The 24,398-nt window shown below is 43.1% G+C and carries 24 protein-coding genes and 3 other annotated features; of the genes, 22 read left to right on the top strand and 2 right to left on the bottom strand.

The window, feature by feature from the left end; genetic code table 11:
- Positions 1–87: 87 nt before the first annotated feature.
- The 17 genes from polA (at position 88) to GLV98_RS12525 (ending at position 16,575) form a co-directional block, all read left to right on the top strand.
- On the top strand, positions 88–2,727 hold the full coding sequence (polA, locus tag GLV98_RS12605) for a DNA polymerase I (RefSeq protein ID WP_160915681.1): 2,640 nt from the start codon (positions 88–90) through the stop codon (positions 2,725–2,727).
- A 15-nt stretch (positions 2,728–2,742) separates the two neighbouring features.
- Complete coding sequence (gene mutM / locus GLV98_RS12600) at positions 2,743–3,582, top strand: DNA-formamidopyrimidine glycosylase (RefSeq protein ID WP_160915679.1); 840 nt, start codon at positions 2,743–2,745, stop codon at positions 3,580–3,582.
- Positions 3,583–3,629: 47 nt separating this feature from the next.
- Positions 3,630–4,232, top strand: a complete 603-nt coding sequence (ytaF, locus tag GLV98_RS12595; RefSeq protein ID WP_160915677.1) for a sporulation membrane protein YtaF — start codon at positions 3,630–3,632, stop codon at positions 4,230–4,232.
- A gap of 12 nt (positions 4,233–4,244) precedes the next feature.
- The gene (gene coaE / locus GLV98_RS12590; protein ID WP_160915674.1) at positions 4,245–4,844 is read left to right on the top strand and encodes a dephospho-CoA kinase; all 600 of its coding nucleotides are present in this window, start codon (positions 4,245–4,247) and stop codon (positions 4,842–4,844) included.
- 131 nt (positions 4,845–4,975) lie between these two features.
- Complete coding sequence (locus tag GLV98_RS12585; RefSeq protein ID WP_160915672.1) at positions 4,976–6,010, top strand: glyceraldehyde-3-phosphate dehydrogenase; 1,035 nt, start codon at positions 4,976–4,978, stop codon at positions 6,008–6,010.
- A gap of 245 nt (positions 6,011–6,255) precedes the next feature.
- Positions 6,256–6,633, top strand: coding sequence for an adenosylmethionine decarboxylase (gene speD, locus GLV98_RS12580; RefSeq protein WP_160915670.1), 378 nt, complete (start codon positions 6,256–6,258; stop codon positions 6,631–6,633).
- Positions 6,634–6,860: 227 nt separating this feature from the next.
- Positions 6,861–7,235, top strand: a complete 375-nt coding sequence (locus GLV98_RS12575; RefSeq protein WP_160915668.1) for a cytosolic protein — start codon at positions 6,861–6,863, stop codon at positions 7,233–7,235.
- Between the two features lie 38 nt (positions 7,236–7,273).
- On the top strand, positions 7,274–7,738 hold the full coding sequence (gene nrdR / locus GLV98_RS12570; protein ID WP_160915666.1) for a transcriptional regulator NrdR: 465 nt from the start codon (positions 7,274–7,276) through the stop codon (positions 7,736–7,738).
- 134 nt (positions 7,739–7,872) lie between these two features.
- Complete coding sequence (locus GLV98_RS12565) at positions 7,873–9,231, top strand: DnaD domain protein (protein ID WP_160915664.1); 1,359 nt, start codon at positions 7,873–7,875, stop codon at positions 9,229–9,231.
- Positions 9,232–9,246: 15 nt separating this feature from the next.
- Complete coding sequence (gene dnaI / locus GLV98_RS12560) at positions 9,247–10,179, top strand: primosomal protein DnaI (RefSeq protein WP_160915661.1); 933 nt, start codon at positions 9,247–9,249, stop codon at positions 10,177–10,179.
- A 179-nt stretch (positions 10,180–10,358) separates the two neighbouring features.
- On the top strand, positions 10,359–11,177 hold the full coding sequence (gene ytxC / locus GLV98_RS12555) for a sporulation protein YtxC (RefSeq protein ID WP_160915659.1): 819 nt from the start codon (positions 10,359–10,361) through the stop codon (positions 11,175–11,177).
- 40 nt (positions 11,178–11,217) lie between these two features.
- Positions 11,218–11,446 (top strand) — a binding site (T-box leader).
- Between the two features lie 58 nt (positions 11,447–11,504).
- Positions 11,505–13,451, top strand: a complete 1,947-nt coding sequence (gene thrS / locus GLV98_RS12550; RefSeq protein ID WP_160915657.1) for a threonine--tRNA ligase — start codon at positions 11,505–11,507, stop codon at positions 13,449–13,451.
- A 744-nt stretch (positions 13,452–14,195) separates the two neighbouring features.
- Positions 14,196–14,319 (top strand) — a sequence feature (ribosomal protein L20 leader region).
- Positions 14,320–14,401: 82 nt separating this feature from the next.
- Positions 14,402–14,905, top strand: coding sequence for a translation initiation factor IF-3 (gene infC, locus GLV98_RS12545; protein WP_160915569.1), 504 nt, complete (start codon positions 14,402–14,404; stop codon positions 14,903–14,905).
- Between the two features lie 32 nt (positions 14,906–14,937).
- A complete protein-coding gene (rpmI, locus tag GLV98_RS12540) occupies positions 14,938–15,135 on the top strand; it encodes a 50S ribosomal protein L35 (RefSeq protein WP_035509568.1) in 198 nt (65 codons plus the stop codon).
- A 30-nt stretch (positions 15,136–15,165) separates the two neighbouring features.
- A complete protein-coding gene (gene rplT / locus GLV98_RS12535) occupies positions 15,166–15,522 on the top strand; it encodes a 50S ribosomal protein L20 (protein WP_089650567.1) in 357 nt (118 codons plus the stop codon).
- A 160-nt stretch (positions 15,523–15,682) separates the two neighbouring features.
- Complete coding sequence (locus tag GLV98_RS12530) at positions 15,683–15,964, top strand: DUF1294 domain-containing protein (protein WP_202410041.1); 282 nt, start codon at positions 15,683–15,685, stop codon at positions 15,962–15,964.
- Between the two features lie 38 nt (positions 15,965–16,002).
- The gene (locus tag GLV98_RS12525; protein WP_160915654.1) at positions 16,003–16,575 is read left to right on the top strand and encodes a TVP38/TMEM64 family protein; all 573 of its coding nucleotides are present in this window, start codon (positions 16,003–16,005) and stop codon (positions 16,573–16,575) included.
- 9 nt (positions 16,576–16,584) lie between these two features.
- Here the strand turns inward: GLV98_RS12525 and GLV98_RS12520 are convergent, their stop codons facing one another.
- Positions 16,585–17,010, bottom strand: a complete 426-nt coding sequence (locus tag GLV98_RS12520) for a sigma-w pathway protein ysdB (RefSeq protein ID WP_160915652.1) — start codon at positions 17,008–17,010, stop codon at positions 16,585–16,587.
- A 744-nt stretch (positions 17,011–17,754) separates the two neighbouring features.
- On the opposite strand from GLV98_RS12520, the gene GLV98_RS12515 reads away from it, so the two are divergent.
- Both GLV98_RS12515 and GLV98_RS12510 read left to right on the top strand, forming a co-directional pair.
- Entirely contained in the window at positions 17,755–18,237 is a 483-nt protein-coding gene (locus GLV98_RS12515) for a dUTP diphosphatase (RefSeq protein ID WP_160915650.1), read from the top strand.
- Between the two features lie 84 nt (positions 18,238–18,321).
- On the top strand, positions 18,322–19,407 hold the full coding sequence (locus tag GLV98_RS12510) for a M42 family metallopeptidase (protein WP_160915647.1): 1,086 nt from the start codon (positions 18,322–18,324) through the stop codon (positions 19,405–19,407).
- A gap of 45 nt (positions 19,408–19,452) precedes the next feature.
- On the opposite strand, the gene sspI is transcribed toward GLV98_RS12510, so the two are convergent.
- On the bottom strand, positions 19,453–19,668 hold the full coding sequence (sspI, locus tag GLV98_RS12505) for a small acid-soluble spore protein SspI (RefSeq protein WP_035509556.1): 216 nt from the start codon (positions 19,666–19,668) through the stop codon (positions 19,453–19,455).
- Positions 19,669–19,784: 116 nt separating this feature from the next.
- On the opposite strand from sspI, the gene GLV98_RS12500 reads away from it, so the two are divergent.
- From GLV98_RS12500 to pheT, 3 genes are all read left to right on the top strand, one after another.
- Entirely contained in the window at positions 19,785–20,519 is a 735-nt protein-coding gene (locus GLV98_RS12500) for a TrmH family RNA methyltransferase (RefSeq protein WP_160915645.1), read from the top strand.
- Between the two features lie 57 nt (positions 20,520–20,576).
- Positions 20,577–20,792 (top strand) — a binding site (T-box leader).
- Positions 20,793–20,889: 97 nt separating this feature from the next.
- Positions 20,890–21,924: a phenylalanine--tRNA ligase subunit alpha gene (gene pheS, locus GLV98_RS12495; protein ID WP_160915643.1), complete on the top strand. Its 1,035-nt coding sequence runs from the start codon at positions 20,890–20,892 to the stop codon at positions 21,922–21,924.
- Positions 21,925–21,939: 15 nt separating this feature from the next.
- Entirely contained in the window at positions 21,940–24,366 is a 2,427-nt protein-coding gene (gene pheT, locus GLV98_RS12490; protein ID WP_160915641.1) for a phenylalanine--tRNA ligase subunit beta, read from the top strand.
- The last annotated feature ends 32 nt before the right edge of the window (positions 24,367–24,398 follow it).

Raw genomic sequence — 24,398 nt, 5'->3', positions numbered from 1 at the left:
CATTGATTCATTAAACGAACGAAGACTAAGGAAAAGAAACAGATGAAGATTCTTCTATGAGTATCTTCTATAACGAGGAGTGAGCCAATGGCTGAGAAAGTGGTATTAATTGATGGGAACAGTATTGCGTACCGGGCATTCTTTGCACTGCCCCTGTTGAATAATGACAAAGGGGTGTACACGAACGCGGTGTATGGTTTTACAACCATGTTGTTGAAAATTCTTGAAGAAGATCAACCGGATCGTCTGCTCGTTGCATTTGATGCTGGTAAAACGACGTTCCGTCATAAAACATATGAGGATTATAAGGGTGGTCGGCAGAAAACTCCGTCTGAACTATCTGAACAGTTCCCTGTGCTCAAAGAGCTCCTGGATTCTTTTGAAGTCAATTATTATCAGCTTGAAAATTACGAAGCGGACGATATCATTGGCACACTTGCTACTCAGGCGGGTGAAAAAGGCTTAGAAGTGAAAGTGATTTCAGGAGACAAGGATCTCCTTCAACTTGTGAATGAGCAAATTACTGTGAGCCTGACGAAAAAAGGGATTACCAACGTGGATACATACACCCCTTCTTTCCTCATGGAAAAGATGGAAGTCCGACCTGATCAGATCATTGACCTGAAGGCGCTCATGGGAGATAGTTCTGATAATATTCCAGGTGTGCCCGGGGTCGGCGAGAAAACGGCGGTGAAATTGTTGAAGCAATTTGATACGCTTGAAAACCTTTATGAAAATTTAAATGATGTGAGCGGTAAGAAGTTGAAAGAAAAACTGGAGACGAATAAGGAAGAGGCGTTGATGAGTCAGCAGCTTGTGACGATCGAGCGAGCGGCGCCGATTGAAATCAGTATTTCTGATATCGGTTATTCTGGTTATCAATCCCAAAAAGTGAGTGAGTTTTTTAAAGACCTAGGTTTCCAATCGCTGTTGTCCCGTGTCCAAGAAGGCGGTGCAGAATCTGAAGAGGCTCATGATCTTCCTGAGATCGATGTAGAAGTGGTGAAGGATATTCGATCAGATCTTTTCACTGGCAAAGAGTCAGTGGTAGTTGAAATGCTTTACGACAATTACCATACAGCACCAGTGGAAGGTATTGCTATTGTAAATGATCAAAGAAAGTTCGTCGTGTCCATGGAAGATGCCAAAAATTCGGATGCGTTTCAAACGTGGGCGGAAAGCTCAGAGAATGAAAAATGGGTTTTCGATGCGAAGCGTACGTGTGTCGCTCTTTTACGTCACGGTATTGAAATGAAAGGAATCACGTTTGATCTATTGCTCGCTTCTTATTTGATTAACCCTGCTGAAAATAACCATGATATTCCTGCGATAGGCCACCGTTTAGGTGAAACAGCCGTCAAATATGATGAAGAAGTGTATGGAAAAGGCGCAAAAATGAAACGTCCAGACAATGATGAAGAGTTTCATGAACATATTGGAAGGAAAGCCTCTCTCCTTTATGACATGAAAGAGGATATGGAGAAGAAATTGAAAGAAAATGAACAATATCAATTGTTCAGAGAACTTGAAATGCCGTTAGCGCTGATTCTTGGCCGGATGGAGCATCGCGGGGTTTGTGTCGACGTCGAGAGGTTAGAGAATATGGGAGAAGAACTAGAAGAACGGTTGAATAAGGTTGAACAGGAAATCTATGAACTTGCAGGAGAAAGCTTCAACCTAAATTCGCCAAAACAACTAGGGCCGATTTTATTTGAAAAGCTGGAGCTTCCTGTGATTAAAAAGACGAAGACGGGTTACTCCACTTCTGCGGATGTTTTAGAGCAATTGGAGGATCAACATGAGATCATTCCGAAAATCCTACTTAACCGTCAGCTCCGAAAGCTGAAATCGACTTACATTGAAGGTCTCCTTAAAGTCGTTCATGAAGAGACAGGGAAAATTCATACACGCTTTAACCAGGCTCTAACACAAACTGGTCGATTAAGTTCAACGGATCCTAACTTGCAAAACATCCCAATTCGCCTTGAAGAAGGGCGGAAAATAAGACAGGCCTTTATCCCTTCCCAAAAAGAATGGGTCATGTTTGCGAGTGACTATTCTCAAATTGAACTTCGTGTCCTTGCTCATATTGCTCAGGATGAAAAGCTTATGCAGGCGTTTAAAGATGGGGAAGATATCCACACCCAAACAGCAAGTGAAGTTTTCGGTGTATCGAGGGCCGACGTCACAAGTGAAATGAGAAGACAGGCGAAGGCGGTAAACTTTGGGATCGTTTACGGAATTAGTGACTATGGCCTGTCCCAAAGCCTTGGTATTACTCGGAAAGAAGCGCAAGCATTTATTGATAAATATTTTGAAAGCTACCCAGGAGTCAAGTCTTATATGGATGAGACCGTAAGGGAAGCGAAAGAAACAGGGTATGTATCAACATTCATGAACCGTAGACGATACCTTCCTGATATCAAGAGCCGGAATTTTAATAAGCGCAGCTTTGCCGAGCGGACGGCGATGAACACACCGATTCAGGGAAGTGCAGCAGATATTATTAAAAAAGCGATGATCGACCTTGAAGAAAGACTTCAAGAAGAGAAAATGCAAGCCAAAGTCTTGCTGCAAGTGCATGACGAATTGATCATCGAAGCACCAAAAGAAGAAGTAAAGCAATTAGAAGAGATTGTATCATCCGTCATGGAAAATACCGTAGATTTAGATGTTCCTCTAAAAGTCGATTCTTCGTACGGGGACACATGGTATGATGCAAAGTAAGAGGAGAATGAAACAATGCCAGAGTTACCTGAAGTAGAAACAGTCAGAAAAACATTGAAACATCTCGCTTTAGGAAAAGAGATTGAAAAGGTGTCCGTGTTTTGGGGGAATATCATTAAACAACCTCAAGATCCTAAAGAGTTTGAGCAGTTATTGGTGGGACAGACCATTCAAGACATCGATCGTAAAGGGAAATTTTTAATCTTCCATATGGATGACATTGCACTCGTCTCTCATTTGCGCATGGAAGGAAAGTTTGGTGTTTATGAGGGTGCGACTGAAAAGCCCAAGCATACCCACGTGATTTTTCATTTTACTGATGGAACAGAACTCCGATACAACGATGTACGTAAATTTGGGACGATGCATGCATTTCCAAAAGGAATGGAGTCTGAAAATAAACCACTTATCCAGTTGGGACCTGATCCGTTCAATGAAGCTTTCACTGTGGATTATTTCTATGAGAAGTTAAAGAAAACGTCTAGGAATATGAAAGCTGTCCTGCTTGATCAGTCGATCGTGGCTGGGTTAGGAAATATCTATGTAGACGAAGCCCTCTTCAGGGCAGGCATTCATCCTGAACGAATTGCGAACACATTGACAAAAGCTGAAGTTGAAAAGATCAGGGAAGCAAGTATTTCTGTTATTCTTGAGGCTATAGAACAAGGGGGGACAACGATTCGCTCTTATTTGAACAGCCAGGGAGAAATCGGTATGTTTCAGCAGAAGCTCCGAGTGTATGGAAAACAGGACTCAGCGTGCGTTGAATGTGGAACTCCGATTACGAAGATGAAAGTTAGTGGAAGAGGGACTCATATCTGTCCTAAGTGTCAGCCTTTACACACTACTAGGTAAACCTCCATATACTATCCCACAGCTTAAGATATGAAGGTGTGGGATGCATGGGGATTGGCATGTTCATTTTCTTGTTCGTTACAGCAGTCAGCATCGATAGCTTTGGAATCGGCTGCGTATTAGGTTTGAAGAAGGTCGGCCTTACTTTAAGAGGCGTCTTTTTAATTGCTGGTGTCTCTGGGTGTATGTTTCTGTTGTCTTCTTATTTTGGGCAATTATTAGCAGCGGTTGTAGCCGCAGAAGACGCCGAACGCGTCGGGGCACTTGCGTTAATCGGAATCGGTATCTATTTTTTATGGCAATTCTTTAAGAAAGAGAAGGATAGTGAAGAAAAGAAGGAGCCATGGCTTAATCCAGCAAAAGTACTGAACGATCCTCTAGCCGCTGATGTGGACCACTCCGGTGGCATACGAGGGAAAGAGGTATGGCTGCTTGGAGCCGCACTTTCCCTTGATACCATTGGAGCTGGAATCAGCGGTGCCCTTATCGGAATTCCGATCTTATTTACAGCGATTATGATTACCGTGGCCACTTTTTGCATGCTTGGGTGTGGAATTTTGAGTGGCTCAAAGCTTAGTGATAAAGCAGAAAGTTTGTCCATTTTACCTGGAGTGTTACTTATCATCATCGGGTTGATCAAGTTGTCTTAAGGAGGTGTCAGGATGACTATAGTCATCGGATTAACAGGAAGTATTGCAAGTGGAAAAAGTACCGTAGCGGATATGTTCAAGGACATGAATATTCCAGTTATCGATGCGGATCAAATTTCAAGGGATGTCGTCCAGCCCGGAGAGCCTGCGTATCAAGAAATAGTAGAAACCTTTGGAGAACAGGTGCTTGAAGAAGGTGGGGGTCTGGATCGGAAAAAGCTCGGCAAAATCGTCTTTGCTGACGAAGCCAAGCGAAAACAATTGAATAGTATTGTCCACCCTAAAGTAAGGGAAGAGATGATTCGGCGGCGCGAGCAGTATAAGCAGAAACAATATCAAGCGGTCGTCCTGGATATTCCCTTGCTGTTTGAAAGCAACTTAACCGATTACGTAGAAAAGATCCTTGTTGTGTATGTGGATGAAAAAACACAATTGGAGCGATTGATGGAAAGGGATCAGTCGGAACGAGAGGATGCTGAAGAGCGGATCCATGCGCAGATTCCGGTGAAAAAGAAAGCGGAATTAGCGGATGCGGTCATTGATAATTCCGGAACGGTTGAGGGAAGTTTACAGCAATTAAAAGACATACTTCACGGTTGGGGCATCGTATAATAACACGTCTGGGCAGGCGTGTTATTTTTTGTGGAAAGTTTTCGTTCTGTATGTAAAACCGCTTACAATATGTTATACTAATCTAGGAATTACAGAGTAAAAGTATATCATATATAGGGGGCTGGAACAGCATGGGGAAAACAAAGATTGCTATTAATGGTTTGGGAAGAATTGGTCGCATGGTATTTAGAAAGGCTGTGGCGGATGAATCTATGGATTTGGTAGCCGTTAATGCAAGTTATCCAGCTGAAACAATTGCTCACATGATCAAATACGACAGTGTGCATGGCCGCTTTCAAGGAGAGGTCAATGTCGTGGATGGGGACTTAGTCGTCAATCGGAAAAAAGTGAAGCTGTGCTCAACAAGGAACCCATTGGAACTGCCATGGGACGAACTGGATATCGATATTGTCATTGAAGCAACAGGCAAGTTTAAAACAAAAGAAGAAGCAGGTCTCCATATAGAATCTGGAGCTAAAAAGGTCATCATTACAGCACCTGGAAAACAAGTGGATGCGACGATTGTGATGGGTGTTAATGAAGAGACATATATGCCTGGGAGTCACGATGTCATCTCAAATGCTTCCTGCACAACCAACTGTCTTGCCCCTGTAGTAAAAGTGTTGGAGGATGAATTTGGCATTGAGAATGGTTTGATGACAACAGTCCATGCCTTTACCAATGATCAGAAAAATTTAGATAACCCACATAAAGACTTACGACGGGCCCGCGGGTGTACTCAATCCATCATCCCGACATCAACAGGAGCAGCAAAAGCGTTAGGGGAAGTGATCCCTACTCTTCAAGGAAAGCTGAATGGTATGGCTTTGCGCGTACCGACTCCAAATGTATCCCTTGTTGATCTTGTCGTCGATTTAAAAAGGGAAGTTACGGCAGACGAAGTGAATGAAACCTTTGAGAGAATGGCTAAAGGTGGAATGAAAGGAATATTGGAATACAGTGAAGAGCCACTCGTTTCCATTGATTATACGACGTCTTCTTCTTCAGCGATCATAGATGGGTTATCTACACAAGTCATCGATGACCGTAAAGTAAAAGTCTTGGCTTGGTATGATAATGAATGGGGATATTCCTGCCGGGTCGTAGATCTTGCCAAGTATGTCGGTAACATGATGAAACAAGAAAAAGAGGCGCGCGTGTCATAATCAACTCCAAATCCTTTAGGATCCAAGCCCCCGGGGAGCAGCAAGAAGAGTTATACAGAAGCCAGTAAAATATTTCTTGCAAATTAGGGGTAAACCATATATACTTTCTCTTGAACTTCTGAATTTCATATAAATTCATGTCTACTCAAAGGGTTAGGACCTCTCAGGACTAACTTTCCCCCGTGGTAGTTCATGGCTGTTATTTCAGAGGTATTGAAGTGAATGTACAAAGGGGGATCCTTAATATGGATACAATGGGAAGACACGTAATTGCTGAATTATGGAATTGTAATGAAGAAAAATTGAACGATATGTCGTATATAGAACAAGTATTTGTAGATGCTGCTCTTAAAGCTGGTGCGGAAGTGCGGGAAGTCGCATTTCATAAATTCGCCCCTCACGGCGTTAGTGGAGTAGTCATCATTTCTGAATCTCACTTGACGATTCATAGTTTTCCAGAGCATGGGTATGCAAGTATTGATGTTTATACATGCGGAGATCGCATTGATCCAAATGTCGCTGCTCAGTACATCGTTGATGCTCTAGAAGCGGGTAGAAATGAAACGGTTGAAGTACCAAGAGGAATGGGACCTGTAGAAGTACAGCAGTCTCGCGCTCTATAATAGAAAAAGAAGCCACGCAGGGGAATCTGCGTGGCTTCTTTTTATCATTAAGAACTATAATCTGTTTTTTTTATAAATGAGCGGTTTAATGAAGCGGTAGTAAACTTGGAGACTGTATGTTGAGAAGTATTTGGAAACCAGGGTCTTTCAATAATCATTTCTTATTTTCACAAGTCATGTTAAAATAAAGGGAGATTATGTCGAATGGAATTGAAGGGGTTAGGTAAGTGAAAGCATTTATTTCCAGGTATTTCAGCAAACATTCCGAAACGAGTGAAGAGCATAAGGATTCTGCGCTTATCACACACTATTATAAAGCAAAACATGATGATCTCTTTCGTGCTGTTGAGGGGCTGTTTCCGTCGCCTTCAGAAATTGTAGCAAGTTCTAAAGAACGTGGAGAGCTGACCGTCAAATATAAAGGGAATAGACGCGCGTTTATCGTGGTGACAATCATTATGGTTCGCCCTTTTCGAACAGCCGTTGACTTTTCTGTCACAACGGACTCAGGAGGTCCGGTTGATTTTGGGTACAGCCGGAATCTAATCGTACAGTTTTATCAAAAATTGGACAGTCAGTTCACAACGGTGGATCCTTCCTGAGTACTGCCGAAAAGAAGATGATGTGGAGTTGATCATACGTGAAGTGCCCGAATTGCCACTATAAAAGTACAAAAGTCCTTGATTCCAGGCCAATCGAAGAAGGGCAGGCGATCAGACGACGCAGAGAATGTGAACAATGCCAATTCAGGTTCACAACTTTTGAACGGATTGAAGAGGTTCCGCTAATCGTTGTGAAAAAAGAAGGAACAAGAGAAGAGTTCAGTCGTGAAAAATTGATGCGTGGATTGATTCGAGCTTGTGAAAAGAGACCGGTGGCCGTGGAGGAACTGGAACGAGTGACTATGGATATCGAAAAGGAATTAAGAAATCGTGGCGTTTCTGAAGTCATGAGTGAGGATATCGGTGAAATGGTGATGCAGCGTCTGTCTGACATTGATGAAGTTGCTTATGTTCGTTTTGCTTCCGTATATCGTCAGTTCAAGGACATCAATGTTTTCATCGACGAATTAAAAGAATTAATTAAACATGAAGACAATGAATGAGCCTGTTCCGGCTCATTTTCTTTTTCTAAGATCATCGATTTTGGATGCCATTTTGGTTTCAGGTGTGAAATGAATCTTGGCTTCCTTTTTGAAATAGAATGAATAAGCTTTAACGATTGAAGGAGGTGGAGGCGGTGAGTTACTCTATTGGCAAACTTCTCCCTGTGGACGGTTTTAAAATCATACGAAATGGAGAGCTGCCTCGAAGTTTTCATCGTTCCTTATCACATTTATACCAGCCGATTGTAGGGAGGTTGGCTGTGTCGCTTTATCATGTCCTTATATCGGAATCGGATATGATCGAAGGGGAACAGGTACAGTCTCACCATACATTGATGTCTTACCTTTCTGCTCCTTTGGACAAAATTTATGAGGCGAGGGGGAAACTGGAGGCCATTGGACTACTACGGACATACCGCTCATTTGATGAAGATCAGCAGGCGGTATATCTTTATTCTGTACGCCCCCCGTTTTCACCTGAAGAGTTCTTTCTTGATGATATGCTCTCCTTGCTGCTCCATCACGAGTTGGGAAAAGAAAAGTATGACCGCTTAAAAAGGCGTTTCTTAAACACTGGACAAACGCTTGAAGGCTTTACTGAAGTAACCGCGACTTTTGATGAAGTTTTTCATAATAAAATGATCGAAACGGTCCAAAGAGAAACGGAAACCATTGCGAAGCAGCAGCATCATCAACAAGAATCCAGAGGGCCGGTAGCATCCATGGATCGAGTAGATTTTCATTGGCTCAATCACGCATTAAAGAAGCGAATGTACCCATCAGACCAAATTTTAAATGGGCGCAACAAGAAATTGATTGTCCAATTGGCAACCTTGTATGACCTTTCAAACACTGAGCTGGAAAAAGCGGTCACCTGGGCCATTGATGAAAATCATTATTTAGTGGAAGAAGAGTTGAAAGCAGCCTGTCATGATTTTATGAAGGAACAAAAAAATGACAGACAGAAGGATTCAGCTCTAGATCGCAGAGAGAAAATGAAAGTTGAAAAAACAGAAACTAATGGAACAAAAGAGGATCAGTTCATTCAAATGCTTGAGGAAATCTCACCTAGGGAATTGCTTGAGGATGTATCCAATGGTAACCGTGCGTCTGAACAAGACTTGAAAATGATTCGTGACGTGATGACAGAACAAGGAATTGAACCAGGAGTCATGAATGTGCTCGTCCATTACGTCCTATTAAAAACCGATATGAAGTTGTCAAAGCCTTACCTTGAGAAAATCGCAAGTCACTGGGCAAGAAAAAATGTAACGAACGTGAGACAAGCGATGAACCTTGCCAAGGCTGAGCACCAGAAATACCAGCAATGGGGGAAACAGAAGTCTCAAAAGCGTAGAAACCAAAAAGAAGAAGTCATTCCGGCCTGGTTCAAACAGCAAGAGGGAACGCAGCATGAGAAGGAAGAAGCCGTACAAGTCAATACGGATGATATAGCGGCAAGGATTAAGAAGCTGACGAACAAAGGGAATTAAGAAGGGGGGATACCAATGGAACCTATTCAACAATCACTAAAAAAATGGATGCGTAACAACGAGCAGTTTCAAAAACGAATGAACCATATGAAAGCGGAAGTTATGGAATCCTCAGAAGTGAAAAAATTGATGCAGGAGCATGAGGAGTTAACGGAAGAAGCGGTTGAGAAACAGTTGATCAAACTCTATGAATACCGGACTCAGTCAAAAAACTGTGAGAAATGTCCAACACGAGAAGAGTGTATCAACATCCTTCCCGGCTACGTTCCAAGAGTTGAGATGGAAGGTTCTGATGTGAAGTTGATTTATGATAAATGTCGCCGTCAACGGAAACATGAACAGCAGGAAGAGCAAAAATCCTTAGTGAGAAGTCTCCATATGCCTCGTGAAATCCTTGAGGCTTCATTAGAACGGATGGATCTTCAAGACCCGGACCGGGGAGCTGCCGTGGAACGGACCGTCCATTATATTGAAGGTCTTAATGATGAACTGCCAAGTAAGGGGCTTTACTTTCACGGGCCGTTTGGTGTGGGAAAAACATATTTCCTTGGAGCAATCGCCAATGAACTGAGTTCAAAAAATATCCCTTCTATGGTCATCTACATGCCGGAATTCGTAAGAGAAATTAAAGCATCAATCAAAGATGACTCCATGAATGAAAAGATTGAAGCATTCAAAGAGATTCCTGTACTCATGCTTGATGATATCGGAGCGGAATCTCAATCTGCATGGTTTAGAGATGAAGTCCTCGGAAGTATTCTACACTACCGAATGATGGAAAGACTTCCGGTTTTCTTCACTTCTAACTACAATTTGAACGAGTTGGAAAAAGTGTTGATGACGAGTAACCGTGGAGATGTTGAGCAAGTAAAAGCAAAAAGAATTACAGAGCGGATCCGCCAACTGAGTGAAGGGGTCCACGTGAATGGCCGCAATAGACGAGGATAACGATTACAAAAGCTGAAGACAGTAGCATGATTCCTTCCCTTGTCACATAAATATAACAGGGAATAGCCAACTTTATGTCATAGGTACGCCATCTTTTAATGGTTGATTTTCAGGGCTAATCCCTGAGGTCTTCCATTGAACATAGAAGTTGCATGAAGTCGGGACGAGGGGGAATTTTGGTGTTTTGCATTCATTTTTCTAATCGTACGGAAGCCATCCTATTCTATAATGCGATTGTCTCAGAGCAAAAACTTTGGATTTTCAAGGAACACAATGACGGATTTGATGTGAGGTTGATGAATGCTTCATTGAGTGGAGCGGCTTATGTGGAGGCGATCCGTGCTTTTTTACAAGTCATCCGGAAAAGGAAAATGCTCGGATGGATGGAAGGCGTATTGAAACACCGATACTATTATGAGGATGCACAAGAAATTCAACGGATTCTTGAAATTGGACAAGACTTTGAAGATAAACCACCCACAGGACTTCACCTTCCACCGATTTACCACTATTTACGCGCTTTTATCCAGGATTATTTGATCGCCAGAAGCTTGGTTGAATTTGACGAACTTAGTGCTGCTTGCTTACAGTCCGTCCATGAATCGCTTATTGAATACACAGGAAAAATCATTGATGAACACAAACAAGAAGAGTCTTATCAAATGTTGGTGGATTCATGGCGTCATCGTGTCCATCATAAAGACACAGGCGTGCAGCTGCTTCATTTGCTCGATGATGGTCGATTAACTTACTACCATGATGAAGGAAACCCGATCAGTGAATCAGAAACCAAGCTGTACATGAAGCAATATCCGGATGATTGTATTGCTCATCTGCCGGTCGAATGGCCGGTCACACCAGCTCTTGCTCATGCACCTGATGAGTTGATCATTTATTCGGATGAAACGGATCATTCAAACCTAGAGTTATTGATGAATATCTTTGAAGAAAAAGCTTCTTGGAGGCCCAAATCACAATTTCCTTTCAAAATGGGTTGATTTCCTTTTCCTAAATGGATATAATTACGTACATATCTAAACAACGGCTTGGAAAAGGACACGAACATAAAGTGACTCAAGACCAGAGAGAGGAGCCATCGGCTGGAAGCTCCTTGTTGACGACTTTATTGTTTACCACCTTGGAGCTCTGTCTGTGAACATATAATTAGTAATAGACAGCGTCTGATCCGCGTTAAGGAAAATGAAGCCGCATGGTCTTACTTGCGGGAATTTGGGTGGAACCACGAGTGATAACGCTCGTCCCTTAGCTTATATGCTGAGGGACGGGCGTTTTTTATATTTCAATTAGATAAAGGAGTGTTTAACATGTCGAATGCGATTCAAATCAAATTTCCAGACGGTAACATAAAGGAGTTTGAGAGAGGTACGACAGGTGAAGAAATCGCACAATCGATCTCCCCTGGCTTAAAAAAACAAGCCCTGGCGATCAAATTAGACGGCGAACCTTATGATTTAAGAAGGCCGATTGACCAAGATGGTGCGATTGAAATCTTGACATATAAAAATCCTGAAGGTTTGGAAGTGGTGCGCCACTCTTCTGCACACTTGATGGCGCAAGCGATTAAACGTCTATATGGCAATGTGAAGCTTGGAGTCGGTCCAGTGATCGAAAATGGATTTTATTATGATATCGACATGGAAGAGTCTCTCACGCCTGAAGACCTTCCGAAAATTGAAAAAGAAATGCAGCGCATTGTCGATGAGAATTTAGAAATTGAACGCATCGAACTCTCACGTGAAGAAGCGATTGAAAAGTATAAAGAGATCGGGGATGATTTGAAACTTGAGCTAATTGAAGCGATTCCTGAAGGGGAGCAAGTGACTATCTATCAACAGGGAGAGTTTTTCGATCTTTGCCGTGGGATTCATGTTCCGCAGACAAGTAAAATCAAAGTATTCAAGCTGTTGAGCATTTCTGGTGCGTACTGGCGTGGAGATAGCGACAATCAAATGTTGCAGCGTATTTATGGTACAGCTTTTGAAAAGAAAGCGCACCTTGATGAGTACCTGCAAATGCTTGAAGAAGCAAAAGAAAGAGATCATCGTAAGTTAGGAAAAGAACTCGACATTTTCACAGTCAATCAAAAGGTTGGTCAAGGATTGCCGATGTGGCTTCCGAAAGGAGCGACAATCCGTCGTACCATTGAACGATACATTGTAGATACAGAGGAACGTCTTGGATATGACCATGTTTACACACCTGTTCTAGGGAGTGTAGATTTGTATAAAACAAGTGGACACTGGGATCATTATCAGGATGACATGTTCCCAACAATGGAAATGGACAATGAAGATCTCGTCCTTCGTCCAATGAACTGCCCACACCATATGATGATTTACAAAAATCAATTGCACAGCTACCGTAATCTTCCCGTACGTATTGCCGAGCTCGGTATGATGCACCGTTACGAAATGTCCGGCGCCCTTGCAGGATTACAGCGTGTACGTGCGATGACATTGAATGACGCACACATCTTCGCTCGTCCAGATCAATTGAAGGATGAATTCAAACGTGTGGTTCGTCTAGTTCAAGAAGTGTATCGTGACTTTGGTATCAATGATTACTACTTCCGTCTTTCCTACAGAGACCCAGAGGACAAAGAGAAGTATGTCGACAATGACGCGATGTGGGATAAAGCGCAGGCGATGTTGAAAGAAACGATGGAAGATATGGAGCTTGAGTATGTAGAAGCAGAAGGGGAAGCGGCCTTCTACGGTCCAAAACTCGATGTTCAAGTGAAGACAGCGCTTGGAAAAGATGAAACATTGTCTACTGTTCAACTTGACTTCCATCTGCCAGAGCGCTTCGACCTGACATACGTTGGAGAAGATGGAGAAGATCACCGCCCGGTTGTTATTCACCGTGGAGTCGTATCAACAATGGAACGCTTTGTTGCTTTTCTAATAGAAGAGTATAAAGGTGTATTCCCGACTTGGCTGGCTCCTGTCCAGGCAAAAATCATCCCTGTCTCCGCAGACGTGCATCTGGATTATGCGAAGAAGCTTGAAGATGAGTTGCGTGAAGCAGGCGTGCGTGTCGAAGTTGATGAGCGTAATGAGAAGATCGGTTACAAGATCCGTGAAGCTCAAATGCAAAAAATTCCGTTCCAGCTTGTGGTTGGTGATAAAGAAATCGAAAGCAATGCCGTCAACGTCCGTCGTTACGGAGAACAAGATTCCGCAACAAAACCGCTGGATACATTCAAACAGGAAATCCGCAACGAGATCGACCAAAAACTTCTACGCAAGTAAAAGAAGAAACCCGAAAGTCTTTCAAGAGACTTTCGGGTTTTTATTCTATGGCAGAATTCTTGAAAACTCAGTTTCGAGACCTTTAGTGAGTGGATCGGGGCGGAGGGGAATGACTCGCTTTCCGCGGGAGCGCGATGAGCCTCCTCGGACTGCGTCCTGTGGGGTCTCACCCTGCACTTTTTTCCCGCAGTAGTCTCCTCATTCCACTCCGCCCTTTGACCATGAAAGATGCTCGAAACTGCTTCTGAAAATTAGCTTGTATGATCGAGGGAATTGGATAATATGAAATTCTCCAGAGAACGTCAAAGAGTGATACAGAGCGTTTTGTAGCTCTATCAGTTGAATAGTGGAAAACCATCCACCTTAATTTAGGGGTTCGTTTCACCCTTACATGAAATGGGGTGGTTGGGAAGCTGCGAGACTCCCGTGGGAGAAAGGAGATCGGCGAGATCCCGCAGGGCGGAAGCCCGAGGAAGCTCGCCACTCCCCCACAGGAAAGCGAGTAGCTTCCCAGCCACCCCTGACGCTCAACTCGGGCAACGAACCCCGGGTATCTCGAAACTAAGTCTCCACTAAAGGGAGCTTTGGTGGAAGAAGGTGGATTGGGGGTACTAGCTAAAAAAGCCTTGATTTTTGTGGGTGCATGCCTTATCCTAGTTTAAGTAGTCATGTCGGCGGAGTTTAGTTGTTGACATGCATCATAAGGCATGCTATTATAATTTAGGTAACTAAATGAACGGATCTAGAGACAAGTAGGAGCACCCGCTTCTCACCTGATCGACGCATAGCGCAGTTGGCAGGTCACTTATTCCTTTGATTATTAGGAGTCGTGTGGGTGCAGTATGTGTACCGACACTTTTTTTATTTGCATCAGGAAATCTTGTCGATGACAGATCTCATATAAGTTTTCTAAAATTTGTTGGAGGTGGCTCGATATTAGCAAGGATAACATGAACGTTAATGAAAAAATCCGCGCCCGTGAAGTTCGTCTGATCGACGTGAATGGTGAGCAACTTGGAGTTAAATCACGTAATGAAGCTTTAGATATCGCAGCGAATGCGAATCTTGATCTTGTTATGGTAGCGCCAAATGCGAAGCCTCCGGTTTGCCGAGTGATGGACTACGGAAAGTATCGTTTCGAGCAGCAGAAGAAAGAAAAAGAAGCTCGTAAGAAACAAACGGTCATCAAAGTTAAAGAAGTTCGTCTCAGCCCAGGGATTGAAGACCACGACTTTAACACAAAACTTCGTAACGCACGTAAGTTCTTGGAGAAAGGTGACAAAGTGAAAGCATCTGTCCGTTTCCGCGGTCGTGCAATCACTCACAAAGAACTTGGACAAAAAGTACTTGAACGCATGGCGGATGAGTGCAAAGATATTGCCCAAGTAGAGACCAAGCCTAAAATGGAAGGTCGTAGTATGTTCTTAATGCTTGCTCCTCTTAACGAGAAGTAAGTCACTGTATCAAGTAAAAGGAGGAAATTCACATGCCAAAAATGAAAACCCATAAAGGTTCTCAAAAACGCTTCAAAAAGACTGGAACAGGTAAAGTGAAACGTTCCCACGCATTCACAAGCCACTTGTTCGCGAACAAATCTACAAAACAAAAGCGTAAGTTGCGTAAAGATGCACTAGTTTCTGCTGGAGACTACCGCCGCATTAAGCACATGCTTCCAAAAGACTAATATAGAACGACATAAATAGGAGGGATTACCATGCCACGAGTAAAAGGTGGAACAGTGACACGCCAACGTCGTAACCGTGTCCTTAAACTAGCAAAAGGTTATTATGGTTCAAAACACGCACTATTCAAAACTGCAAAACAACAAGTAATGAAATCAGGTCAGTATGCTTACCGTGACCGTCGTCAGAAAAAACGCGACTTCCGTAAGCTATGGATCGCTCGTATCAACGCTGCTGCGCGTTTGAACGACATTTCTTACAGCCGTCTAATGCACGGTTTGAAGCTTGCAGGTGTTGAAGTTAACCGTAAGATGCTAGCTGATCTTGCTGTAAACGATGAGCAAGGTTTCGCAAGCCTAGCAGAGCAAGCTAAATCTGCTCTTAAGTAATAAAATGACAATGATAAAGAGCCATTTCCGATCGGTAGGAAATGGCTCTTTTTTATACTCATAGACCCAGGGATTTACATAGTAAGTTAGGCAGTAATTTGGAAGACTCATTTCGAGGCGTTTGTGCAAGCGAATGGTCATTAGGGGGGAGAAGAATTTTATGGATGTTGTTATCCTTGTTGGAATATATGGAATTGTCATTAACCTGAGCCTTTTCATTATGATGGGCGTAGATAAACGTCGTTCTAAAAGAGGATCTTGGCGTATTGAAGAAAAGAAACTCTGGGGAATCGCTTTAGCAGGGGGAGCACTAGGGGGATGGATTGGCATGAGTGTTTTCAGGCATAAAACGAAGCATACGTCGTTCAAACTTGGGTTTCCTTTCCTTACTCTCTTGTATATTGCTGGGATGGCCTACCTGGCGAATCGGTTCTATCTCTAATCGCTCTGTCATAATATGTAGACAGGGAGGGGGATGAGATGGGCGAAACAACAAGTACCATTTTTGCATGGTTAGAACATCAAGAAGCCTGGGCACCGCTCTTATTCATTGCTATTCATTTATTACGACCTTTTTTGTTTTTACCTGTTATGCTCGTATGTATTACGGGAGGCGTTTTATTTGGACCGATTGCTGGAAGTGCGTATTCGGTGGTGGGTACAATGCTCTCGAGTTTATTATTTTATCGCACCATCAGGCTCGTTCCTTCTGGCTTAAAGAAATTGAGGTCGTTAAAAGAAAAATGGTTAAAGAAAAACTCTCATTTGACAGTAAAACAAGTCGCTATCTTAAGACTTGTACCTTTTATTCATTTTCATTTACTTTCCTATTGTCTATTGGAAATTAGCGCAGACTTTAAAGAATATGCGAAGTCATCATTATTTGCAAACTTACCCTTAGCTGTTGTTTATACCTCTGTTGGACAATGGATTTCTTTGTTTTCCATTCCCGTGATGATCCTTTTTTCCGGAGGTTTAATTGGATTATGCTTTTTGATACGTAAAAAATATGAAGTGTTTCTATGGAGAGATTTTTTCCAGACGAGTCCATAAAGGAAAGCCTCACTCAAAGGAGTGGGGCTTTTTTTCATCATGATTTCTTAAAGGTTGGATGATCAATCGGTTCATTGGGTACTTCCACTCAATGGAAGCATAAGGATAGCGAATCAAGATTTCTTTTTCCATAAAGTAAAGATCCTCTCTATCGAGGCCTTGTAACTTTTCAGGGTTGTGTACACTCACACTAATGTTGATTACCTCAAACGAATCCTCCGTGGTTCCTAAATATTTCTCTCCTTCAAAGACATGTCCTTTAAGAGTCATCAAAAAGTTTTCTTTTGTATTCTCCTTGTTATCATGAAAGTAAAATTGTTTCTTGTCTCTGGCAAGCTCTAATTTTCTCCTCGGATTGACAATGAATTTATAGGCGGTATAAATAATGAACGCTATGGCAATCAGTAAGAGCAACCGGAATAATAGGATGATCATTTCTTTCATCTCCCTGTAAACTGTTCTTTTGCTTCCATACGTATGAACGTATCCTTTTGTTTCAAAAAATGATACATTAAATGAGAAAATTTTTAAATAGGGCTCTATTAGATGCTGATGTTTATTATTAAAGTATATGGCAGGATTTTTTAAAACTCAGTTTCGAGATGTTTGTGTGTGCGTTTAGGGGCTTCGGGAAACAGTTCGCTTTCCATGGGGCGGGTGGTGAGCCTCCTCGGACTTCGTCCTGTGGGGTCTCACCTGTCCCACACGTCCCATAGGAGTCTCACCGTTTCCCTCCGCCCCTTTAACATGGAAGTGTCTCGAAACCACTTCTCGGAAACTCTGATTGTATGCTCAAGTGGATGGGATAATATAAACGATCCCCATTAGTCATTTCAAGCATGTAAGCATGATGTAGAGCGTTTTATGCTTCTAATAGTGGGATAGTGGAAAGTCATCTAACTTGGTAAAGGGGTTCGTTTCTCACCTACATCGAATGGGGTGGTTGGGAAGCTGCGAGACTCCCGTGGGAGTGGCTTGGCTGGCGAGACCCCGCAGAGCGAAGCACGAGGAGGCTTGCCGTCATCCCCGCAGGAAAGCGAGTAGCTTCCCAGCCACCCCTGGCTCCCATTATGGCAAACGAAGCCCGAAAACACCTCGAAACTGAGTCTTCCACAAACGGGAGCTTATTAAAATTATCAGCAAGAGCTGGCTAAACGTATGGTGAAGGAGTGGTAGAGAATGAATTGGGAAGGTTTGTATGATTTGCAGAGGAAATTAGATCATTATATAGAGCAGCAGCACGGAATTGAAAAAGGACAGAAGATTGAGGAAAAAGTACTTGCGCTTCTTGTTGAATTAGGGGAATTAGCTAATGAAACACGATGCTTTAAGTTTTGGAGTACAAAAGGACCGAGTGAGAAGTCTGTAATCTTGGAAGAGTATGTGGATGGGGTCCATTTTCTACTTTCTTTAGGTTTAGACCTTGATTATCGTTATACGGCCATACCTTTGGTCGAAGTGGATTCCCAAACATCAGCCTTTCTTACTGTTTATCGCTCGATTGAGAGGTTAAGGGAGAAGAAAGACGAACAATCGTATAAGAAAGCTTTTTATGATTATTTAGTTCTTGGCCTTACGTTAGGAATTACTGAGAAAGAATTGATTGAAGCGTACGAAAGAAAAAACGCCATCAACTTCGAGCGTCAAGATGAAGGGTATTGATCGTGCAGGAAACTGAATTTTTTGTGAAATCGCTTCAAAAGGTTTATAATATCCATTGGATAGGAAAAGGAGGAATGGTTACATATGGCTAAAAAAGATGAAACTTTACAAATGTTAAAAGATTTGACGGATGCTAAAGGCGTTCCTGGTAATGAGCGGGAAGCTCGTGATGTGATGAAGCAATACATCGCGCCATACGCAGATGAAGTGTTTACAGATAATTTAGGCAGCTTGATCGCGAAAAAGGTAGGAAATAAAAAAGGCCCTAGTGTTATGGTGGCTGGTCACCTGGATGAGGTAGGCTTCATGGTTACCCGCATCGATGACAACGGGTATATTTATTTCCAAACCGTCGGCGGTTGGTGGAGCCAGGTGATGCTTGCGCAGCGCGTGACGATTATGACACGGAATGGAGATTTGACAGGTGTAATTGGATCCAAACCACCACATATCCTGCCTCCGGAGCAACGTAAAAAAGCCGTGGACATTAAAGATATGTTTATTGATATCGGTGCTTCAAGCAGAGAAGAAGCGATGGAATTTGGTGTGAAACCTGGAGATTCAGTCGTTCCATATTTCGAATTCACTCAAATGAAAAATGAGAAGATGCTTCTTGCGAAAGCTTGGGACAACCGTATTGGATGTGCGATTGCTATTGAAGTTTTGAAGCAGTTGAAAGGTGAAAAACACCCGAATATCGTTTATGGTGTTGGAACCGTCCAGGAAGAAGTAGGTCTTCGTGGAGCTCGTACTTCTGCCAATGTGATTAACCCGGATATTGCTTTTGGTGTTGACGTTGGAATCGCTGGGGATACACCAGGCGTCTCCGATAAAGATGCCTCAAGCAAGATGGGGGAAGGTCCGCAGATCATTCTTTATGATGCGTCCATGATTTCACATAAAGGTCTTCGCGATTTCGTGACAGATACGGCGGATGCTAAGGAGATTCCATACCAATTTGATTCTCTTGCAGGCGGCGGCACGGACTCTGGTGCGATTCACTTAAGTCATGATGGTGTTCCTGCGTTGTCCATTACGATCGCGACACGTTATATTCACTCACATGCAGCGATGCTTCATCGTGATGACTTTGAAAATGCGGTACGTTTGATTGTGGAAGTCATCAAAGGGATTGATGCAGACAAAGTCCAGGAAATCACATTTAACTAATGATCTATAATGTAAAAAGCCAACCTGTTTTAGGTTGGCTTTTTATTATTGATTTTGCTTCAATCCTTGCTCTAATGTATCCAGGATTTCTTGTCTTTCTTGTTCGTCGGACTCTTTCCATAACATTTCAAAGAAGACTCCAAGGCCAGGGAGCATTTTTTCTTCGCCTTTTTGCAGGGCATCATCGATGGTTGCTTCCAATTGTTCCGCATTATGTCCGCTGACGTTAGAAAGAATCGCTGCTCTTAAGTTCAAGTTCATCGGTCATTTCAACCTCCTTTTCTGCATAACTTCGCGAATATTCTTCTTTAGTTTGACCAACCATGGTCCTGCTATGTATGATGAATGAGAAATAAACACGCAAATGAGGGACTATTATGTTGACTTCCTTACAAAATACAAAAGTGAAGGAATGGAAAAAATTACATAAACGTAAATATAGAAATCAAACAGGAACCTTTATTGTAGAAGGTTTTCATCTCGTAGAAGAGGTGTTGAAAAGTGATTGGGAGATCGTTGAAATGATTGTTCGTGAAGGAACGGATTTTCCGATCCCTGAAGATATTTCTACGGTAATGGTCAATGATTCTGTATTTCGGGCTATTGCAGAAACTGAAACACCTCAAGGTATTGCAGCAGTCGTCAAACAGAAGGAATCTTCTGTAAACCAAGCTGCGTTGACCCTAATGCTTGATTCCGTTCAGGATCCTGGGAATGTGGGTACATTGATTCGGACAGCGGATGCAGCAGGATTTGATCAAGTGATTTTAGGTTCAGGTACAGTGGATGCCTACAATGATAAAGTTATCCGAGCGACGCAAGGGTCTATCTTCCACATCCCCGTAGTTACGGGAGACTTGGAAGACTTTGTAGGACCACTGAAAGAAGAAGGAGTCCAGATTTGGGCTTCTGCTTTGAAGGATGCTGCCCCTTTTCAACAACTTCAAGCTCCTTCTAAAGCTGCACTCATTGTAGGGAATGAAGGTCAGGGAATCCGGGATAACCTTCTGTACGAAGCAGATCAACGTGTCTATATCCCGATCTATGGACAGGCAGAGTCCTTGAATGTAGGAATCGCAGGTGCTGTTCTTATGTATCATTTAAAGGGATGAGGTTGCATCCACAGGCTTCTTTGACTATAATATATTCAGTTGATAAAAATTAAACAAACAAATGCTTAGAAAGAGCAAAGTAGATGAATGTAAATCGTTATAGGGAGGAAGCACCTTGGACTGGAAGTGCTTCTAACGTGGCATGTATCGAAATTTCACTCTGGAGCTGGCCAATTGGCCCGGATTTATCCGTTATTTTCATCAAAGTGGGCACATGTAGATGTGTCAACAAGGGTGGTACCGCGAAACGACCATACAAGTCTCGTCCCTTTTTCAGGGATGGGGCTTTTTTTATTTTCCAGCCGTTTTTAACCTATGTTTTAAAGATGAAAGGAAAATGAATCGAAACGATTTTAAAGGAGGAAAAAGCATGAAGGAACGTTTAGAAGAGCTGAAACAGGAAGCCTTGGCTAAAGTGGAGCAGGCGGATTCTGTTCAAGGCTTGAAGGATGTAAGAGTCGAGTACTTAGGGAAAAAGGGCCCGATTACAGAAGTTCTGAGAGGAATGGGCAAATTATCCAAAGAAGAGCGTCCGGTCATCGGGCAACTGGCTAATGATGTACGAGAACATATTGCTCAAGCCATTGAGAAAAAGCAAACGGCCCTAGAGGATGCAGCATTAGAAAAGCAATTGGAAGAAGAGAGCATTGATGTCACTCTTCCTGCCCGTCCTGTAAAAATTGGAGGCCCTCATTTATTGACAAGCATCGTAGAAGAAATCGAAGACCTCTTCATCGGTATGGGCTTTGAAATTAAAGAAGGACCGGAAGTCGAAACGGATTATTACAACTTTGAAGCACTGAACTTGCCCAAAGGTCACCCGGCAAGGGATATGCAGGATTCTTTCTATGTTACGGAAGAGCTTTTGATGCGTACCCATACGTCTCCAGTTCAAGCACGGACAATGGGGGCTAAAAATGGCAGCGAACCCGTTAAAATGATTTGCCCTGGTAAGGTGTACCGTCGTGACACGGATGATGCGACTCACTCTCACCAGTTCACGCAAATTGAGGGACTATTAGTCGATAAGAACGTCCGAATGAGCGATTTGAAAGGCGTACTGAATGCATTCGCGAAGCAAATGTTCGGAGCGGATCGTGAAATACGTCTGCGTCCAAGCTTCTTCCCATTCACTGAACCATCCGTAGAAATGGACATTTCCTGTAAAGTATGTGGAGGGAGTGGCTGTTCCGTATGTAAAGGGACCGGCTGGATCGAAATCCTTGGTGGCGGAATGGTTCACCCGAACGTCCTTGAGATGGCAGGTTATGATCCGAAAGAATACTCTGGATTCGCATTCGGTATGGGACCAGAGCGGATTGCAATGTTGAAATATGGAGTGGATGATATTCGTCACTTCTACACGAACGATATTCGATTCTTAGAACAGTATCATAAGGCCTAAAGGAGGAGAGAAACCATGCTCGTATCATTAAATTGGTTGCAAGAATATATTGATGTCAGTCGTTATTCGCCGGAAGAGCTGGCAGAGATCATTACGAAGACCGGAATTGAAGTGGAAAGTGTTGAACCTGTAGCAGAGGAAGTCACAGGCGTTGTTGTCGGGTACGTCCAATCTTGTGAACAGCATCCGAACGCCGATAAGTTAAACCTTTGCCAAGTGGATGTTGGAGAAGAAACGCTTCAGATCGTTTGTGGCGCACCGAACGTGGCCAAAGGTCAAAAAGTTCCTGTAGCGACACCGGGGGCGGTTCTTCCAGGCAACTTCAAAATTAAAAAGACGAAACTACGTGGAGAAGAATCGAATGGTATGATTTGTTCCCTCCAGGAGCTTGGCGTCGATGAAAAAGATGTCCCGAAAGAATTCGCTGAAGGTATTTTTGTTTTCCCGGAAGATGTTGAAATCGGAGCCAATGCCGTTTCCTTGTTGAATCTTGATGATTTGATCATCGAGCTTGGATTGACACCAAACCGTTCGGATGCTCTAAGCATGGCAGGCGTAGCCTATGAAGTGGCAGCCGCTATCGATGGTACGTATGAATTGGCTGATGAAACTGTCCAGACTTCAGATGAGAAAGCAGCAGACCATGTCTCTGTAGTCGTGGAAGATGCGGAAGTTAACCCTTATTATGGAGCTTTCATTATTAAGGACATCCAAGTCGGACCATCTCCACTATGGATGCGCAACCGTCTCACTGCAGCTGGCATCCGTCCGATTAACAATGTTGTAGACATCACAAACTATGTACTCATGGAGTATGGCCAGCCGCTTCATGCTTTTGATTATGACCGCTTTGGTTCGAATACCATCGTTACACGTCGTGCGAAAGATGGAGAAAAGATGACGACGCTTGATGACCAGGAGCGCACGCTGAAAAGCGATCACCTCGTCATTACAAACGGGGAAAAAGCTCACGCAATCGCTGGTGTCATGGGCGGGGCGGAGTCTGAAGTTCAAGATGATACAACGACCATCATCTTAGAAGCCGCATTTTTCCACCCATCTGTCGTACGTGAAGCTTCTAAAGATCATGGACTTCGTAGTGAATCAAGTACACGATTTGAAAAAGGTGTCGACCCAAACCGGGTGGAACGTGCGGGATTGAGAGCCTGCGAACTTCTTGCAAAATATGCAGGAGGAACTGTTTTAGATGGGGTCGTGTCCCATGACGAACTGGACCGCTCTGAAAAGCAAGTCACTGTAAATACAAGCACGATCAATGATCGCCTTGGAACTGATATTTCCAATGAGGATATCGCCGATATTTTCCGTCGTCTGCAGTTCAATTATGAACAGAACGAGGAGGAGTTCCATGTATCTGTCCCGACTCGCCGTGGGGACATTACGATCTTTGAAGATATGCTGGAAGAAGTGGCACGTATTTATGGCTACGATAACCTTCCATACACACTTCCACAAGGGGCGTCTCAAGCGGGAGGCCTGACGCTTGAGCAACTATTGAAACGTAAAGTGAAAGCATACTTCGAAGGTGCAGGACTTCATGAGACGATCACTTATTCCCTTACTCATGAAAATAAAGCTCAAATGCTTGTCAGTCCCGAAGTGAAAGAAAAATCCGTAAGCCCTGTCGCTCTAGCTATGCCTATGAGTGAAGATCATGGCACGCTTCGGTTGAGCATGGTTCCTGAGTTGTTAGAATCCTTATCCTACAACGTTGCACGAAAACAGGAAAACCTTGCTTTCTATGAAGTGGGTACCGTTTTTATTAGTGAAGAGGAAAAAGTAACGAAACAACCGGAAGAAATGCTCCGCGCGTCAGGTGCACTAACGGGTGAATGGCTCTCACACCCATGGCAGCAAGAGAAAAAGTCCGTCGACTTTTTCGTAGCTAAGGGGATCTTGGAAGGACTAAGCGAACAGTTGGATCTGCCTTTCACTTATGAAAAAACGAAGCTGGATCATATGCATCCAGGACGTACGGCAACCGTGTCCGTCAATGGAAAAGTCATCGGCTTCGTTGGGCAGGTACATCCGAAGCTGCAAAAACAGCTCGGATTGAAAGAAACCTATGTCTTTGATGTGAATTTGGAAGTTCTCATTGAAGAATATAAGAAAGAAGAGAAATTCCAGACCATTCCTCGTCACCCATCTGTTTCCCGAGACATCGCTCTTGTTGTAAACGAAGATGTAACCGCAGGTTCGATTGAGGCGACAATTGGTAAAGCAGGAAGTCCATTAGTGAAGGATGTTCAAGTATTCGACCTTTATCAAGGTGAACATCTAGATGAAGGGAAGAAGTCTCTTGCTTTCCGTCTGCTATATTTAGATCCACTTCGTACCCTGAAGGATCAAGAAGTAGAAGAGACTCACAACGCTATCCTGGAAGCGGTGAAAAATCAGCATCAGGCTGAACTTCGTGGATAAACCAAATGATAAGCAAAAAAAGCCCAGAGTTT

Origin of the sequence: Halobacillus litoralis (assembly GCF_009856415.1) — a bacterium.
GTDB lineage: Bacteria > Bacillota > Bacilli > Bacillales > Halobacillaceae > Halobacillus > Halobacillus litoralis_C.
This window is presented reverse-complemented; position numbering and strand designations above follow the sequence as displayed.